The 15,013-nt window shown below is 72.1% G+C and carries 14 protein-coding genes; 9 read left to right on the forward strand and 5 right to left on the reverse strand.

The genetic code is table 11. The features are described from left to right. Nucleotides 1–189 precede the first annotated feature (189 nt). From gatC to gatB, 4 genes are read left to right on the forward strand one after another with little or no spacing between them, the layout of a single operon-like run. Nucleotides 190–486, forward strand: a complete 297-nt coding sequence (gene gatC, locus ACFV5H_RS05475; protein ID WP_006130840.1) for an Asp-tRNA(Asn)/Glu-tRNA(Gln) amidotransferase subunit GatC — start codon at nt 190–192, stop codon at nt 484–486. 6 nt (nt 487–492) lie between these two features. Further along, nucleotides 493–1,989: an Asp-tRNA(Asn)/Glu-tRNA(Gln) amidotransferase subunit GatA gene (gatA, locus tag ACFV5H_RS05480; protein WP_385052347.1), complete on the forward strand. Its 1,497-nt coding sequence runs from the start codon at nt 493–495 to the stop codon at nt 1,987–1,989. Next, complete coding sequence (locus ACFV5H_RS05485) at nt 1,986–2,225, forward strand: hypothetical protein (RefSeq protein ID WP_030824592.1); 240 nt, start codon at nt 1,986–1,988, stop codon at nt 2,223–2,225. Before gatA ends, ACFV5H_RS05485 begins: the two co-directional genes overlap by 4 nt. 15 nt (nt 2,226–2,240) lie before the next feature. Then, on the forward strand, nt 2,241–3,755 hold the full coding sequence (gatB, locus tag ACFV5H_RS05490) for an Asp-tRNA(Asn)/Glu-tRNA(Gln) amidotransferase subunit GatB (RefSeq protein WP_385192994.1): 1,515 nt from the start codon (nt 2,241–2,243) through the stop codon (nt 3,753–3,755). A 70-nt stretch (nt 3,756–3,825) separates the two neighbouring features. On the opposite strand, the gene ACFV5H_RS05495 is transcribed toward gatB, so the two are convergent. Continuing rightward, nucleotides 3,826–4,629, reverse strand: coding sequence for an SAM-dependent methyltransferase (locus tag ACFV5H_RS05495; protein ID WP_385192997.1), 804 nt, complete (start codon nt 4,627–4,629; stop codon nt 3,826–3,828). Between the two features lie 187 nt (nt 4,630–4,816). Between ACFV5H_RS05495 and ACFV5H_RS05500 the strand changes: the two genes are divergently transcribed. The 4 genes from ACFV5H_RS05500 (at nt 4,817) to ACFV5H_RS05515 (ending at nt 8,675) form a co-directional block, all read left to right on the forward strand. Continuing rightward, nucleotides 4,817–5,140: a hypothetical protein gene (locus tag ACFV5H_RS05500; RefSeq protein WP_385052338.1), complete on the forward strand. Its 324-nt coding sequence runs from the start codon at nt 4,817–4,819 to the stop codon at nt 5,138–5,140. A gap of 172 nt (nt 5,141–5,312) precedes the next feature. After that, nucleotides 5,313–7,559 carry an MMPL family transporter gene (locus ACFV5H_RS05505; protein WP_385193000.1) on the forward strand — a complete coding sequence of 749 codons (2,247 nt, stop codon included), beginning with the start codon at nt 5,313–5,315 and terminating at the stop codon, nt 7,557–7,559. Next, nucleotides 7,537–8,097: a GNAT family N-acetyltransferase gene (locus ACFV5H_RS05510; protein ID WP_385193002.1), complete on the forward strand. Its 561-nt coding sequence runs from the start codon at nt 7,537–7,539 to the stop codon at nt 8,095–8,097. Before ACFV5H_RS05505 ends, ACFV5H_RS05510 begins: the two co-directional genes overlap by 23 nt. Nucleotides 8,098–8,132: 35 nt before the next feature. After that, complete coding sequence (locus ACFV5H_RS05515) at nt 8,133–8,675, forward strand: hypothetical protein (protein WP_385193005.1); 543 nt, start codon at nt 8,133–8,135, stop codon at nt 8,673–8,675. Between the two features lie 50 nt (nt 8,676–8,725). Here the strand turns inward: ACFV5H_RS05515 and ACFV5H_RS05520 are convergent, their stop codons facing one another. From ACFV5H_RS05520 to ACFV5H_RS05535, 4 genes are read right to left on the reverse strand one after another with little or no spacing between them, the layout of a single operon-like run. Continuing rightward, complete coding sequence (locus ACFV5H_RS05520; RefSeq protein WP_385052328.1) at nt 8,726–9,637, reverse strand: 5-dehydro-4-deoxyglucarate dehydratase; 912 nt, start codon at nt 9,635–9,637, stop codon at nt 8,726–8,728. 46 nt (nt 9,638–9,683) lie between these two features. Then, complete coding sequence (locus ACFV5H_RS05525; RefSeq protein ID WP_385052325.1) at nt 9,684–10,667, reverse strand: 2-hydroxyacid dehydrogenase; 984 nt, start codon at nt 10,665–10,667, stop codon at nt 9,684–9,686. Nucleotides 10,668–10,674: 7 nt separating this feature from the next. Continuing rightward, on the reverse strand, nt 10,675–11,949 hold the full coding sequence (locus tag ACFV5H_RS05530; protein ID WP_385193007.1) for a glucarate dehydratase family protein: 1,275 nt from the start codon (nt 11,947–11,949) through the stop codon (nt 10,675–10,677). 59 nt (nt 11,950–12,008) lie between these two features. Next, complete coding sequence (locus ACFV5H_RS05535; protein WP_385052320.1) at nt 12,009–12,983, reverse strand: 2-hydroxyacid dehydrogenase; 975 nt, start codon at nt 12,981–12,983, stop codon at nt 12,009–12,011. A 518-nt stretch (nt 12,984–13,501) separates the two neighbouring features. Between ACFV5H_RS05535 and ACFV5H_RS05540 the strand changes: the two genes are divergently transcribed. After that, nucleotides 13,502–15,013 carry an ABC transporter substrate-binding protein gene (locus ACFV5H_RS05540; RefSeq protein WP_385193010.1) on the forward strand — a complete coding sequence of 504 codons (1,512 nt, stop codon included), beginning with the start codon at nt 13,502–13,504 and terminating at the stop codon, nt 15,011–15,013.

Here is a 15,013-nt window from a genome sequence, read left to right on the forward strand (position 1 = left end):
TGCCCCGCGACGCCTGGCACGCTCGCTCGCCGCGTTGCCGAACCGCCCACGTGGCTCCGCCACGAGGGCGCTCCGGCGCCTTGCGATCGCACGCACCGGACGCCGCGGGGCCCGCCCTGCGGGCGGACGACGGGAATGCGACGCCGGCCCCCAGCCCCAAACCACACACTCACCCCAGAGGATCGCTGCATGCCTGGCATTACGCGCGAGGAGGTCGCCCACCTCGCCCGGCTGGCGCGTCTGGAGCTGAAGCCCGAAGAGCTCGACCACTTCGCGGGCCAGCTGGACGACATCATCGGCGCGGTCGCCCGCGTCAGCGAGGTCGCCGACCAAGACGTACCGCCGACCTCGCACCCGCTCCCGCTGACGAACGTCATGCGCGCGGACGAGGTCCGTCCCTCGCTCACCCCCGAGCAGGCGCTCTCCGGCGCCCCGGCCCAGGAGCAGCAGCGTTTCAAGGTGCCGCAGATCCTGGGGGAGGAGTAACCCGTCATGAGCGATCACATCATCAAGCTCACCGCCGCCGAGACCGCCGAGAAGATCGCCTCCGGTGAGCTCACGGCCGTAGAGGTCACCGAGGCGCACCTGGCCCGGATCGAGGCCGTCGACGAGAAGGTGCACGCATTCCTGCACGTCGACCGTGAGGGTGCCCTGGCGCAGGCGCGCGCCGTGGACGAGAAGCGGGCCAAGGGGGAGAAGCTCGGTCCGCTGGCCGGCGTTCCCCTCGCGCTCAAGGACATCTTCACCACCGAGGGCATCCCGACCACCGTCGGTTCCAAGATCCTCGAGGGCTGGATCCCGCCGTACGACGCGACGCTCACCAAGCGGCTGAAGGCCGCCGACGTCGTCATCCTCGGCAAGACCAACATGGACGAGTTCGCCATGGGGTCCAGCACCGAGAACAGTGCCTACGGGCCGACCGGCAATCCGTGGGACCTGACCAGGATCCCCGGGGGGTCGGGCGGTGGTTCGTCCGCCGCGCTCGCCTCCTTCCAGGCACCGCTCGCCATCGGTACCGACACCGGTGGTTCCATCCGCCAGCCGGCCGCTGTCACCGGCACCGTCGGTGTGAAGCCGACGTACGGCGCCGTCTCCCGGTACGGCATGGTCGCCTTCTCCAGCTCTCTGGACCAGGGCGGGCCCTGCGCCCGTACGGTCCTGGACGCGGCCCTGCTGCACGAGGTGATCGCCGGGCACGACCCGATGGACTCCACCTCCGTCGACGCCCCGGTCCCGCCGGTCGTCGAGGCGGCCCGCAACGGCAGCGTCGCCGGCATGCGCGTCGGCGTCGTCAAGCAGTTCCGCGGCGAGGGCTACCAGGCCGGTGTCGTCCAGCGGTTCGACGAGGCCGTCGAGACGATGAAGGGGCTCGGCGCCGAGATCGTCGAGCTGGACTGTCCGTCCTTCGACCTCGCGCTGTCGGCCTACTACCTGATCGCGCCCTCCGAGTGCTCCTCCAACCTCGCCCGCTTCGACGGCCTGCGCTACGGCCTGCGGACCGGCGACGACGGCTCGCACTCCGCCGAGGAGGTCACCTCGCTGACCCGTGAGGCCGGCTTCGGCCCCGAGGTCAAGCGCCGCGTCATGCTCGGCACGTACGCCCTGTCGAGCGGCTACTACGACGCGTACTACGGCAGTGCCCAGAAGGTCCGCACCCTCATCAAGCAGGAGTTCGAGCGGGCCTTCGAGCAGGTCGACGTGATCGTCTCCCCGACGACCCCGACCACCGCCTTCCCGATCGGCGAGCGCGCCGACGACCCGATGGCGATGTACTTGGCCGACCTGTGCACCATCCCCACCAACCTGGCGGGCAACGCGGCCATGTCGCTGCCCTGCGGCCTCGCCCCCGAGGACAACCTGCCGGTGGGTCTGCAGATCATCGCCCCCGCCATGAAGGACGACCGGCTCTACAAGGTCGGAGCCGCCGTCGAGGCCGCCTTCGTGGAAAAGTGGGGCCACCCGCTGATCGAGGAGGCACCGTCGCTGTGAGCGCACTGTCCAAGGCCAAGGGCTTCAAGAAGTCCAAGTCCGGTCTGTACGTCTCCATGGCCACCTCGGCGTTCGGCGCCGTCGGTGTGTACAAGCAGATCAAGAAGGCGCGTGGCGAGAACGACACGCTGCGGCTGATCGACGCCGTCGTCACCGGTGCCGCGGTCGTCACCAACCTCGCCATCCTCTACCGCGAGCTGAAGAGCCTCGGCGACGACGACGTCCTGCTGGGCTGAGAGGGAAGTTTCACCGTGACCACCACGACTGACCTGGTGTCGTACGAGGACGCGCTGGCGTCGTACGACCCCGTCATGGGCCTAGAGGTCCATGTCGAACTCGGCACCAACACCAAGATGTTCTGCGGCTGCTCGACGGCGCTCGGCGCCGACCCGAACACCCAGACCTGCCCCGTCTGCCTCGGCATGCCCGGCGCGCTCCCGGTCGTCAACGCGACCGGCGTCGAGTCGGCGATCAAGATCGGTCTCGCGCTGAACTGCGAGATCGCCGAGTGGTGCCGCTTCGCCCGGAAGAACTACTTCTATCCGGACATGCCGAAGAACTTCCAGACCTCCCAGTACGACGAGCCGATCGCCTTCGACGGCTACCTCGACGTGCAGCTGGAGGACGGCGAGACCTTCCGCGTCCAGATCGAGCGCGCCCACATGGAGGAGGACACCGGCAAGTCCACGCACGTGGGCGGTGCCACCGGCCGTATCCACGGCGCGTCCCACTCCCTGCTGGACTACAACCGCGCCGGCATCCCGCTGATCGAGATCGTCACCAAGCCGATCGAGGGAGCGGGCGAGCGTGCCCCCGAGGTCGCGCGGGCGTACGTCCGTGAGCTGCGCGAGCTCATCCGGGCGCTCGGCGTGTCCGAGGCCCGGATGGAGATGGGCCAGATGCGCTGCGACGTGAACCTGTCGCTGCGCCCCCACGGCACCGAGAAGTTCGGCACCCGCTCGGAGACGAAGAACGTCAACTCGCTGCGGTCCGTGGAGCGCGCGGCCCGCTTCGAGATCCAGCGGCACGCCGCCGTGCTGAGCGGCGGCGGCACGATCATCCAGGAGACCCGTCACTTCCACGAGGACACGGGGTCCACGACCTCGGGCCGCGTGAAGGAGGAGGCCGAGGACTACCGGTACTTCCCGGAGCCCGACCTGGTGCCGGTCGCCCCGTCCCGCGAGTGGGTCGAGGAGATCCGTTCCGCCCTGCCCGAGCTGCCGCTGGTGCGCCGCAACCGGCTCCGCGAGGAGTGGGGGATCTCCGGCACCGACATGCAGGCCATCCTCAACGCCGGTGCGCTGGACCCGATCGTCGCCACGATCGACGCCGGTGCCGACGCGGCCTCCGCCCGCAAGTGGTGGATGGGTGAGCTGGCCCGCAGCGCCAACGAGTCCGGCAAGTCGCTCGACGAGCTGGCGATCACCCCGGAGCAGGTGGCCCGGGTCACCGAGCTGGTCGTCAAGGGCGATCTGAACGACAAGCTGGCCCGTCAGGTCATCGAGGGCGTCCTCGCCGGTGAGGGCACCCCGGACGAGGTGGTCGACAAGCGCGGTCTGAAGGTCGTCTCCGACGAGGGCGCCCTGGGCACCGCCGTCGACGAGGCCATCGCCGGCAACCCGGGCATCGCGGACAAGATCCGCGGTGGCAAGGTGGCCGCGGCCGGTGCCCTGGTCGGCGCGGTCATGAAGGCCACGCGCGGACAGGCGGACGCGGCCCGCGTCAAGGAGCTGATCCTGGAGAGGCTGGGCGTCGCCGAGGGCTGATCGCCGAGGAGTGCGAGAGGGAGGGGGCGCATCGGGTTCGATGCGCCCCCTCCCTCATGCGGTCACGCGGTCAGGCGCGGCGGCCCACCACACGGGCGAAGCCCAGCGTGCGGCCCCGGTCCGTGCGCAGCATCTCCGCGCTCTCCCGGCTCATCCGCACGTGGAACTCCTCCGTGCTCTCCTCGTGGACGACGTCGCACCAGAGCAGCCACTCCCGCCAGCCGTCCTCCAGCCAGTCGGCCGTCTCGACCTCCACGGCCCCGCTGCGGGTCCAGTGGCGGCGCCACCAGGCGGGGGTGTGGAAGCACCAGAACCCGGGGTCCCAGAAGGGCTTCAGGTGCTCCGGCGGTTCGCTGCCCTCGATCTCCTCGGTCAGCGCCGGGACGACGACCCCGATCCGCCCGCCGGGCTTCAGCAGCCGGGTCAGCGTCGGCAGGTACAGGTCGTCGGTGCCGAAGTACTGGTACGCGTCGACGGAGACGATCGCGTCGAAGCTCTCCTCCCCGAAGGGCAGGTCGTGCGCCTCGGCGAGGACCGGGAACACCCGGTCGGCGACGCCCGCCTCGGCGATGCGGCGCGCGTTGTCGTCCGGCCTGATCCACAGGTCGGCCGCGGTGACCTGGACGTCGTACTCCCTGGCCAGGAAGACCGACGTCATGGCGCGTCCGCAGCCCAGGTCGAGCACGCGTGCGCCGGGGCGCAGGGTGTCGAGGCCGAGGGCCGGGGCGAGCCACTCCAGCAGCCACAGCGCGTGCGGGCCCATCTGGTTGTCGACGGCCCAGCGGGCGTCGTAGGCGCCGCTGCGGGGGTACCGGGGCAGGGTGATGCGGCTAGCGAGGTCGTCGTGCGGGGTGTTCGGTGTGATGTCCGACATCGGTGAACGGGCTCCTTGGGGCCGTGAAGAGGTAAAGGGACGCGTCGGAGATCGGGCGGACAAGCATCAAAGCACCTGCTTCGGCCGGCGGCGGACTGCCGCGGAACGTCGGAACGGCGGACGTTAGCAGTCGGCCCCGCACCCCCGCATCCGGATTTCCGGGCCGCGGACGCTACGCTCCCGCGCCATGAGTGGACGCGCCGATTCCGATGACTCGACCGCGGACGTCCGGGCCGAGGACGCCGAGCAGGGCGACGAAGCCTCGCAGGAGGTGCGGCGCGCCCGGTGGGCCGCGGTCGGTGCCGGGGCCGTACTCGCCCTCGCGGGTGCGGCCGCCGCTCTGCTCCGTCTCGCGGGTTCCGCACCGGCCCTCGTCCCCGTCGCGTACGCCTGCGGGGCCGCCGTCTGCGCCCTCGCCGCGGTGCTGGGCTCCCGGGGGCGGACCCGCAGAGCGCTGTGGCTGCTGGTCGCGGGGCTCATGATCATGGCGCTGGGGGACCAGTTCGACTGAGCGGTGCCGCTGCTCGCGGAGATGTGAACAAGGACACGAAAGCGACAAACGATCATCTATGACTGCGAGAGTGGTCAGCACATCGCTCATGCGTTCTTTGCGGGATGTTCCGTCCACGTTCGGCTGTTCCCGGTCAAAGATCCACACCTCAGTCACTCCGGGAGCACGTTTCGTGGCAGCCCTCGCACGCTGGTGTGTCCAACGCCGTCTGATCACCGTTCTGCTCTGGCTCCTCGCCCTCGGCGGGGTCTCCGCCGGCGCCTTCGCCGCCGGCTCCGCCTACTCGAACGACTACAAGGTGCCCGGCACCGAGTCGGGGCGGGCCACCCAGCTGCTGAAGGAGGGCTTCCCGGACCTCGGCGGCGACAGTGACAACGTGGTCTGGCACACCACGTCCGGCAGCGTCCGGGACACCGGCGTCGAGCAGGCCATGACCCGCACCCTGGACCGGATCGGGGACCTGCCCGGCGTGGCCGCCGTGAGCGGTCCGTACGACGACCGGGGCGCCGGCCGGATCAGCGCGGACGGCCGCACCGCCTACGCCACGGTCACCTTCGACGACCAGTCCGAGGACATCGACGCGGGCGAGGCCGCCACCGTGGTGGAGACGGCCGAGGCCGCCCGGACCGACGGGCTCCAGGTCGAGCTGAGCGGCAGCGCCGTCGAGATCGGTGAGTCCTCCGGCGGGCACACGGCCGAGATCGTCGGCGTGGCCGTCGCCGCCGTCGTCCTCTTCCTCGCCTTCGGCTCGCTCGCCGCCGCGCTGCTGCCCATAGCCACCGCCCTGGTCGGCGTCGGCACCTCCTACGCCGGGATCGTGCTCCTCGGGCACGTCATGACCGTCGCCGACTTCGCCCCCATGCTCGGCATGCTGATCGGGCTCGGCGTCGGCATCGACTACGCGCTGTTCATCGTGACCCGGCACCGGCGCGGACTGAAACGCGGCCTCACCGTCACCGAGGCCGCCACCAACGCCGTCGCCACCACCGGACGGGCGGTCGTCTTCGCGGGCGCCACCGTCTGCATCGCCCTGCTGGGCATGCTGATCCTCCGGCTGAACTTCCTCAACGGCGTCGCCATCGCGGCCTCGCTCACCGTCGTCCTGACCGTCGCCGCCTCCGTCACCCTGCTGCCCGCCCTGCTGAAGTACATCGGCATACGCGCGCTCAGCCGCCGGGAGCGGCGCCGGCTGGCGGAGCACGGGCCCGAGCCGGAGCTGCCGACCGGGTTCGCCGCCCGCTGGTCGGCGTTCGTCGAGCGCCACCCCAAGCTGCTCGGCGCGGTCGCGGTCGTCGTCATGGCGGTCCTCGCGCTGCCCACCCTCTCCCTCCACCTGGGCACCTCCGACCAGGGCAACGACCCCAGGACGTCCACCACCCGCCAGGCCTACGACCTCCTCGCCGACGGCTTCGGCCCCGGCGTGAACGGCCCCCTCACCCTCGTCACCCACGTCGACGACGCCGGGGACCGGCTCGCCCTGGACAACCTCGACACCACCCTGCGCGCCACCGAGGGCGTCGCGTCGGTGTCGCCCGCGACCTACGGCACGGGCGGCGACACCGCGTACCTCACCGTCGTACCGGAGTCGTCCCCGCAGTCGAAGCAGACCAGTGACCTGGTCGACCGGCTGCGCGACGACGTGCTGCCGCGGGCCGAGTCGGGCACCTCGCTCGATGTGCACGTCGGCGGTGTGACGGCCGGGTACGACGACTTCGCCGACGTCATCGTCGACAAGCTGCCCCTCTTCGTCGGTGTCGTGATCGGCCTGGGCTGCCTGCTGCTCCTGCTCGCCTTCCGGTCCATGGCCATCCCGCTGAAGGCCGCCGCGATGAACGTGGCCGCCGTCGCCGCGGCCTTCGGCGTCGTCGTCGCGATCTTCCAGTGGGGCTGGGGCAGCGAACTGCTCGGCCTCGGCAGCGCGGGCCCCATAGAGCCCTTCCTGCCCGTGATCATGGTGTCGGTCCTCTTCGGGCTCTCCATGGACTACCAGGTCTTCCTGGTCAGCCGGATGTACGAGGAGTGGCTGGAGACCGGCGACAACCGGCGCGCCGTCCGCGTCGGCCTCGCGGAGACCAGCCGGGTGATCAACTCCGCCGCCGTGATCATGATCTCGGTCTTCCTCGCCTTCGTCCTCACCGGCGACCGGGTGATAGCCATGTTCGGCATCGCGCTCGCCGCGGCCGTCGCCCTCGACGCCTTCGTCCTGCGCACCCTGCTCGTCCCCGCCCTCATGCACCTCCTCGGCGGCGCCAACTGGTGGCTGCCGCGCTCGCTGGACCGGATCCTGCCGCGCATCAGCATCGAGCCGCCCGAGGCCCGGGCCGCCCATGAGAGGCTGGCCGCCGCCACGGACGCCGAGGTGGCGGACGTACTGGCCGAGGAGGAGCAGCAGCGGGATGTACGCGATACGACTGGGTGACGACGGAGCCGAACTGCGCCCCCTGGAGCCCTGGCACGCCGAGGAGTTCCTGGCCCATCTGGACCGGGGCCGGGACTTCATCAACCAGTACGTCCCCTTCGGCTCCAAGGCCACGGACGTGGACGGCGCCCGGGAGGTGCTCCGGCGGTACGCCGACTGGCGCGCCGCCGACACCGCCTCGCTGCACGGGCTGTGGCTGGACGGCACGCTCGTGGGCGGGGTGCTCACCCTGAACTTCGACGCCGGGAACGGCAGCTGCGAGGTGGGCTGCTGGCTGGAGCCCGCCGCCACCGGGCGCGGGCTCGTCACCCGCGCGATGCGGGTGCTCATCGACTGGGCCGTCGAGCAGCGCGGCATCCACCGGGTCGAATGGGTCGCGGCGGCCGGCAACGAGCCGAGCGTCAACATCGCACGCCGGCTCGGCATGACCCGTGACGGTGTGCGCCGCGAGGCCCATCTCCACCACGGGGTACGCCACGACCTGGAGGTGTGGTCCGTGCTGGCCCCGGAGTGGCGCGCGGCGCACAACGATCATTAAGCGGACTCTCAGAGAGCGTCCGTACGGTGCGGGGCATGGGAACCAGGACAGTGGACGAGACCGGAGCCGACACCGAGCGCGACGAGACGGCGGTGGACGCCACCGAGCCGGACGACGCCACGGACGAGGTGCAGGACGCACCCGAGGCAGGTACCGAGGTCGGCAAGGAGGGCGACGGTCCGTCCGGTGTCGGACAGGGCGCCGCCGCGGTCGTCTCCGCGGCCCTCGGCCTCGTCTCGCTCACCGGCGGCTGGCTGGGCACGGTGGCCGCCGCGCGGGAGACCCTCATGGGCCAGCTGGAGACGGCCGCGGACGCCTCCGTCGCCACCCAGGTCAAGGAGGTGTACGGCGACGCCTGGCACACCAGCGCGCTGTGGGCCGGTCTGTTCGCGCTGACCGCGCTGATCGTGGGCGTGGTGGTGCTGGCGAGGCCCGCGTTCGGGACGCCGGGACGGACCGTCCAGGCGCCCTGGACCAGGTCGGTCGCCTGGGCGGGCGTGTCGCTCGGCGTCATCGGGCTGCTGCTGGCGGTCCTCAAGTACACCGACGTACTGCTGGGCCTGCCGGCGACCGGCTGAGCCGGGCCGCGTGAGGGGTCTCCGGGTGCCCGGAGACCCCTCACGCGCGTTCAGGAGGCGAGTACGGCACGCGCCTCGGCGATGATGGCCGCCAGTTCCTCGGTCTCGGGCGCGGTGAGGGGGGTCAGCGGCGGGCGCACCGGTCCGGCCGCGAGGCCCTCCAGGGTGACCCCGGCCTTCACCAGCGCCACCGCGTATCCCGGAACCCGCTTGCGCAGCCGGACCAGCGGGTGGAAGAAGGTCCGCTGCAGCGCGTCGATCCGCTTCCGGTCGCCCTCCTCCACCGCGCGGTGGAAGGCCAGGGAGACGTCGGGCGCGAAGGCGAAGGCCGCCGACGAGTACAGCTCCACGCCCAGCGCCCGGTACGCGAGCTGGCTGGCCTCGGCCGTGGGCATGCCGTTGAAGAACTGGAACTCCTTGCCGGTCCCGTCGAGCGCCTCCCGCACGGCGGGGACGATCCGCGCGAGGAGGTCGAGGTCACCGGTGCCGTCCTTGAAGCCCACGACGGTGGGCAGCTGGGCGACCGCCGCCGCCGAGCGTTCGTCGAAGCGGGCGTTGGCCCGGTTGTAGACGATCAGTGGCAGGGCGGTCTCGCCGGCCACTTCGCGGGTGTAGGCGACGAGCCCGTCGCCGGGGGCCTCGACCAGGTACGGCGGCATGAGCAGCAGACCGTCCGCACCGGCCCGGTCGGCGGCCCGCGCGAACCGGCGGGCCTGGCCGACGGCGCCGCCGGCCCCGGCGTACACCGGGACGCGTCCTGCCACCGCCTCGACGGCGGTGCGGACGACCGCGGTGTACTCCTCGTGGTCCAGGGCGTGGAACTCGCCGGTGCCGCAGGCGACGAAGACTCCGCCCGGTCCGGCGTCGACCCTGGCCGCGATGTGCCGGCGCAGGGCGTCGAGGTCGACGTCACCGGTCTCGGTGAACGGGGTGACGGGGAAGAACAGAACGCCTTCGAGCATGGGTGGGTTTCCTACTCTGGGTGAGGGACGGGAGTGCCGGCCGGTGTCAACGGCCGGGGGACGGAGCGCGGACCACGTTGGTGAGCGCGTCCCCCCGCTCCAGCCGGTCGATGTTCTCGGCGATCTCGGTCGCGCGGGCGGCGAAGGTGTCGGCCGTGTGGCCCGAGTGGTGCGGGGTCATCAGTACGTTCGGCAGGTCCTGGAAGGGCAGCCGGCTCGGCGCGTCGGGCGGGCCCGACCACCACACGTCCAGTGCGGCGCCCGCGATGGTGCCGGAGCCGAGCGCCTCGTAGAGCGCCTCCTCCTGGACCACCGGCCCCCGCGCCACGTTGACCAGCAGGGCCCGGGGTCCCATGGCCTTCAGTTCGGCGGGGCCGATCAGTCCGCGGGTGGCGGGGCCCAGCGGGACGGTTACCACCACGACGTCGGAGTCGGCGAGGAGTTCCGGCAGCCGGTCGTCGCCGCCGACCCAGTCGGGCCGCAGGTCCGCGGGGAACGGTGCCGAGGGGTCACGTCGTACGGCGCGGACCCGCAGGCCGACCGCCTGGCACAGCCGGGCGACCTCGGTGCCGGTCTCGCCGAAGCCGATGATGCCGACCCGGCGGCCGTGCAGCGTGGTCCCGAAGGGCAGTCCGGGGTCGACCGCCACGTTGCGCCACCGCCCGGCGCGCAGCGCGCGGTCGGCGCCCAGGACGTCGCGGGAGAGCATCAGCACCGACATCAGCACGTGCTCGGCGATGGAGCGGCCGTGGTGGTGGGTGGTGGCGACCGTGACTCCCGGGTGGAGCGCGTCCAGCGGGATGCCGTCGTAGCCGGCGCCGACGACGTGGACGAGCCGCAGCCGCCGCGCGCGCCGGGCGTCCTCGGGGCTCAGCTTCGAGCCGACGTAGACGTCGATGCCGGCGACGGCCTCGGAGAACCGTGCGGCGTCCAGGTCGAAGGACTCCAGCCAGTCGTGCTCACCCTGGGTGGACGCCTTGAGCCGGTCGTGGAAGCGGCTCAGGATGCGGTGGTCGAGCATGATGCGCATCGGCCGCTCACCACCTGGGGGTCTTGGTGGAGAAGGACGGTTCGAAGCGGCGCATGTAGCCGGTGTCGTCGCGGTCGCGCAGCCCGCAGTCGAGGTACTGCCGGTGCAGCCGGGCCAGGGCGTCCCGGTCCAGTTCCAAGCCGAGTCCGGGAGCCGTCGGCACGGCGAGCCGGCCCTCGGCGAACCGCAGCGGCGTGGGGTCGACGACGTCCTCGTCGGGCCGCTTCCAGGGCCAGTGCGTGTCACAGGCGTAGGTCAGCCGGGGTGTCGCGGCGGCCAGGTGGGTCATCGCGGCGAGGCTGATGCCGAGGTGCGAGTTGGAGTGCATCGACAGGCCGAGGCCGAAGGTCCCGCAGATCGCGGCGAGCTGTCCGCAGCGCCGCAGGCCGCCCCAGAAGTGGTGGTCGGACAGGACGATGCCGACGGCTCCCTTCGCCACCGCCGGGGCGAGGTCGTCGAAGGAGACCACGCACATGTTGGTCGCCAGCGGCGTGGGCGTCCCGCGGGCCACGGCGGCCATGCCGTCGATGCCCTCGGTCGGGTCCTCCAGGTACTGCAGGACGCCGTCCAGCTCCCGGGCGACGTGCAGTGACGTTTCCGTACTCCATGCCGCGTTGGGGTCGAGGCGCAGGGGGAGCTCCGGGAACGCCTTGCGCAGCGCCTTGACCGCGGCGATCTCCTCGTCGGGCGGGAAGACGCCGCCCTTGAGCTTGATGGAGGTGAAGCCGTAGGTGCCGATCATGCGGCGGGCCTGTTCGACCAGTCCCGCAGGGTCGAGGGCGGGGCCCCAGTCGTCGTCCTCCCGGCCCGGGTGGCCGGCCCACTTGTAGAAGAGGTACGCGCTGTAGGGCACCGAGTCGCGGACCGCTCCGCCCAGCAGGTCGCTGACCGGGCGGCCCACGAGCTTGCCCTGGATGTCCAGGCAGGCGACGTCGAACGGGGACATGACCCGGTCCACGGTGCTGCTGCCCGTGACCATGCCGGACATGCCGTCGCCGCCCGTGGTGTCGGCGCCCAGCGCGCGGGTGGTGCGGGCGATCAGCTCGTTCAGGCTCCACACGTCCATGCCGGTCAGTCCGTCGGCGGCCCGGCGCAGCCGTTCCAGGTGCACCGTGCCGCCGTAGGTCTCACCGACGCCGCTGACACCGGACTCGGTGGTGATCTCCACGATGGTGCGCAGGGCGTAGGGCTCGTGCACTCCGACCGTGTTCAGCAGGGGGTGGTCCCGGAAGGCCACGGGGGTCACGGTGACGCCGGCGATCCGCTCTGAGGTCCGAACCATGAATGCCATCCTCATATGTAGTCGGCGTTCTCATTTGTAGACAGCCAGGTGCGGCGGTGTCAATGGGTGGATCCCGGCACCGGGGTGAGCAGGACCCCCTCGGTCATGAACCGCTCCACGTTGCGCAGCACCAGATCGCCCATGGCCTCGCGGGTCTCCCGGGTGGCGCTGGCGATGTGGGGGAGCAGGACCACCCGGTCCGAGTCCAGGAGCGCCCGCGGCACGTTCGGCTCGTCGGCGAAGACGTCGAGCGCCGCGCCCGCGATCCGTCCCGCCTCCACCGCCGCGACCAGGGCGGATTCATCGACGACACTGCCCCGCGCGACGTTCACCAGATGGCCCTCGGGGCCGAGCGCCTCCAGCACCGCCGCCGACACCAGGCCCTCCGTGCCCGCGCCGCCGGCGACGGTGACGACGAGCGCGTCGCACGCCTCGGCCAGCGCCCGCGCGGTGGGCAGACGGCGGTACGGGACACCCGGCACCGGGACGCGCGAGCAGTACGACACCTCCACGCCGAACCCCTCGAGCCGTCGCGCCACGGCCCGGCCGATGCGGCCCAGCCCGAGAACGCCGACCCGCTTCCCGCTCACCCGCGCGGCCAGCGGGAAGGGTGCGGCGCTCCAGCCGCCGGCCCGCACGTACCGGTCGGCCGCCGACATCCGGCGCATGACGTCGATCAGCGCGCCGACGGCGAGGTCGGCCACGCAGTCGGTGAGCACGTCCGGGGTGTTGCTGACGTCGATGCCGCGCGCCCGGGCGCGGGCCACGTCCGTGGTCTCGTGACCGACGCCGAAGTGGACGATCGCGCCCAGCCTCGGCAGCGCGTCCATCAGGGCGTTCCCGACCCCGGACCGCGCACTGGTGACGGCGGCGACCACGTCCGCGCCGTGGTCGCGCAGGAAGCGGTCGGGGTCGGGCAGCTCGTGCAGACGCACCGTGCGGTGGCGCTCGGCAAGGGTCTGCTCCAGGCCGGGGAGCAGCGGGGACACCTGGAGCACGGTGGCCGGGGCGGTCGTGGTGCCGGGAGTGGGCATGTGATCTCCTGCCTGGGTCTTAGGGGGGGGCGGGGCGCACGAGTGGGACGGGCGCGGCCCTGTGGGGTGCCGTGAAAGGCGTCCTGGGCCACGCGGCCGTCGCGGCCGACGCGGCCGGCCGTCGCGGCCGGGCGGCTCGGGCGCCCCGGGCGCCGGCGCCGCGGCACGGCGCCGGACGGTCCGGCCGGTCGCGCCGCCGTGCCGGACGGTTCGGCCGGTCGCGCCGTGCCGGGCGGGGCGGTCGGCCGTGCCCGGACGGACCGTCCGCGCGAGGAGCGCGGCACGGATCCGTTCCTGCGCATGTCTTGACGCTGCCACGGTGCCGGTTTAGCTTCGGCGTTCACAGATGCGGACCGGGTACGCAAGTGTAGACAGCCTCTCGCAGTCGCCCGTACGTGGAACGCGACACACCAGCACTCACCGGAGACAGGCCGACGATGAAGTTCTCCGTTTCCCCCCTTCCGTCCACCGGACGAAGGCGCCTCCGCGCGCCGACGGCGACACTCCTGGCGGGCACGGTGCTGCTGTCCAGCGGCTGCGCCGTGGCGGGCAGCGCCGCCGGTGACGCCGGCCGTGCCGACGGCCGCACCCTGCGGGTGGTGCTCACCCAGGAACCACCGACCCTGGAACCCTGCGAAGCCTCGCTGACCGGCACCGGCGTCGTCGTCCGGTCCAACATCACCGAGCCCCTCGTCGAACGCGACCCCGACTCCGGCGAACTCCACCCGCTGCTCGCCACCGGCTGGAAGCAGACCGGCGACCGCACCTGGACCTTCGACACACGCGAGGGGGTGACCTTCCAGAACGGCGAGCCGTTCACCGCGCGGGACGCCGCCTTCTCCATCGACCGGGCCGTCAACTCCGACCTCGCCTGCAACGTCGAGGGCTATGTCTTCGGCGACGACGACCTGACGGTCGAGGCGGAGAGCGACACCCGGCTGACCGTCACCACCGAGCAGCCCGACCCGATCCTGCCGCTGCGCCTGAGCTTCGTGGAGATCGTGCCGCGCACGACGAACGCCGAGGCCAAGGTCCGTATCCCCATCGGCACCGGCCCCTACGCCGTCAGCTCCTGGCAGCCCGGAGCGGCGATCGACCTCAGCCGCTACGACGACTACTGGGGCGACGCCCCCGACTTCCCCCGCGCCCGCTACGTCTGGCGCAGCGACGCCGGCGTCCGGGCCGCCATGATCGACAAGGGTGAGGCGGAGATCGCCGTGGCCCTCGACCCCATCGAGGCCGAGAAGGACACCACGGTCGCCTACCCCAACAACGAGACCACCGCGCTGCGGCTGGACGGCCGCGAGGCGCCGCTCGACGACATACGGGTACGCCGCGCGGTCGACCTGGCCGTGGACCGGGACGGCATCATCGACGCCCTGCTCGGCGGACTCGCCGAACCGGCCGGCCAGCTGGTCCCGCCCGGAGTGGTGGGACACGACGAGGAGATCGAGCCGACCCGGCAGGACGTGGCACGGGCCAAGGCCCTGATCGAGGAGGCCGAGGCCGACGGCGTACCCGTCGGCCGGCAGATCACCCTGGTCGCCCGCAACGGCATGTTCTCCGGGGTGTCGGAGACGGCGGAGGCGCTCCAGTACCAGATGCGGCGGATCGGGCTGAACGTCAAGGTCCGGATGGCGGACACCGCCACCCAGCTCCAGTACCAGCTCCGGCCGCTGCCCGAGAACGTCGGACCCATCGCCCTGCTGATCATGCACGGCAACCAGGCCGGTGACGCGGCCTTCACCACGAGCCAGTACCTGCTGAGCGACGGACCCCAGTCCACCTTCGGCACCGAGGAGCTCGACCGGCGCATCGCCGACGCGGGCGCGCTCTCCGGCGAGCAGCGGCAGCAGGCCTTCGCCGGCCTGCTCGCGGACCAGAACAGGTCGGTCGTCCAGTACGCCCACCTGGCCCACATGAGCGGACTGCTCGGCCTGTCACCGTCCATCCGGTACGAGCCGAACTCCGCCACCGGCGACGAGATGCGGCTGGCAGAGGTCGGCCCGGCGAAGGCGGGACAGCACTGA

Source organism: Streptomyces sp. NPDC059787, from assembly GCF_042732315.1.
Lineage (GTDB): Bacteria > Actinomycetota > Actinomycetes > Streptomycetales > Streptomycetaceae > Streptomyces > Streptomyces atrovirens.

Bases quoted from the DNA above. Each gene is read 5' to 3' on its own strand.
- ACFV5H_RS05510 (WP_385193002.1), top strand. From the start codon at position 7,537: ATGTACGCGATACGACTGGGTGACGACGGAGCCGAACTGCGCCCCCTG.
- ACFV5H_RS05530 (WP_385193007.1), bottom strand. From the start codon at position 11,949: ATGGTTCGGACCTCAGAGCGGATCGCCGGCGTCACCGTGACCCCCGTG.
- ACFV5H_RS05495 (WP_385192997.1), bottom strand. From the start codon at position 4,629: ATGTCGGACATCACACCGAACACCCCGCACGACGACCTCGCTAGCCGC.
- gatC (WP_006130840.1), top strand. From the start codon at position 190: ATGCCTGGCATTACGCGCGAGGAGGTCGCCCACCTCGCCCGGCTGGCG.
- ACFV5H_RS05500 (WP_385052338.1), top strand. From the start codon at position 4,817: ATGAGTGGACGCGCCGATTCCGATGACTCGACCGCGGACGTCCGGGCC.
- gatA (WP_385052347.1), top strand. From the start codon at position 493: ATGAGCGATCACATCATCAAGCTCACCGCCGCCGAGACCGCCGAGAAG.
- ACFV5H_RS05515 (WP_385193005.1), top strand. From the start codon at position 8,133: ATGGGAACCAGGACAGTGGACGAGACCGGAGCCGACACCGAGCGCGAC.
- ACFV5H_RS05525 (WP_385052325.1), bottom strand. From the start codon at position 10,667: ATGCGCATCATGCTCGACCACCGCATCCTGAGCCGCTTCCACGACCGG.
- ACFV5H_RS05535 (WP_385052320.1), bottom strand. From the start codon at position 12,983: ATGCCCACTCCCGGCACCACGACCGCCCCGGCCACCGTGCTCCAGGTG.
- ACFV5H_RS05520 (WP_385052328.1), bottom strand. From the start codon at position 9,637: ATGCTCGAAGGCGTTCTGTTCTTCCCCGTCACCCCGTTCACCGAGACC.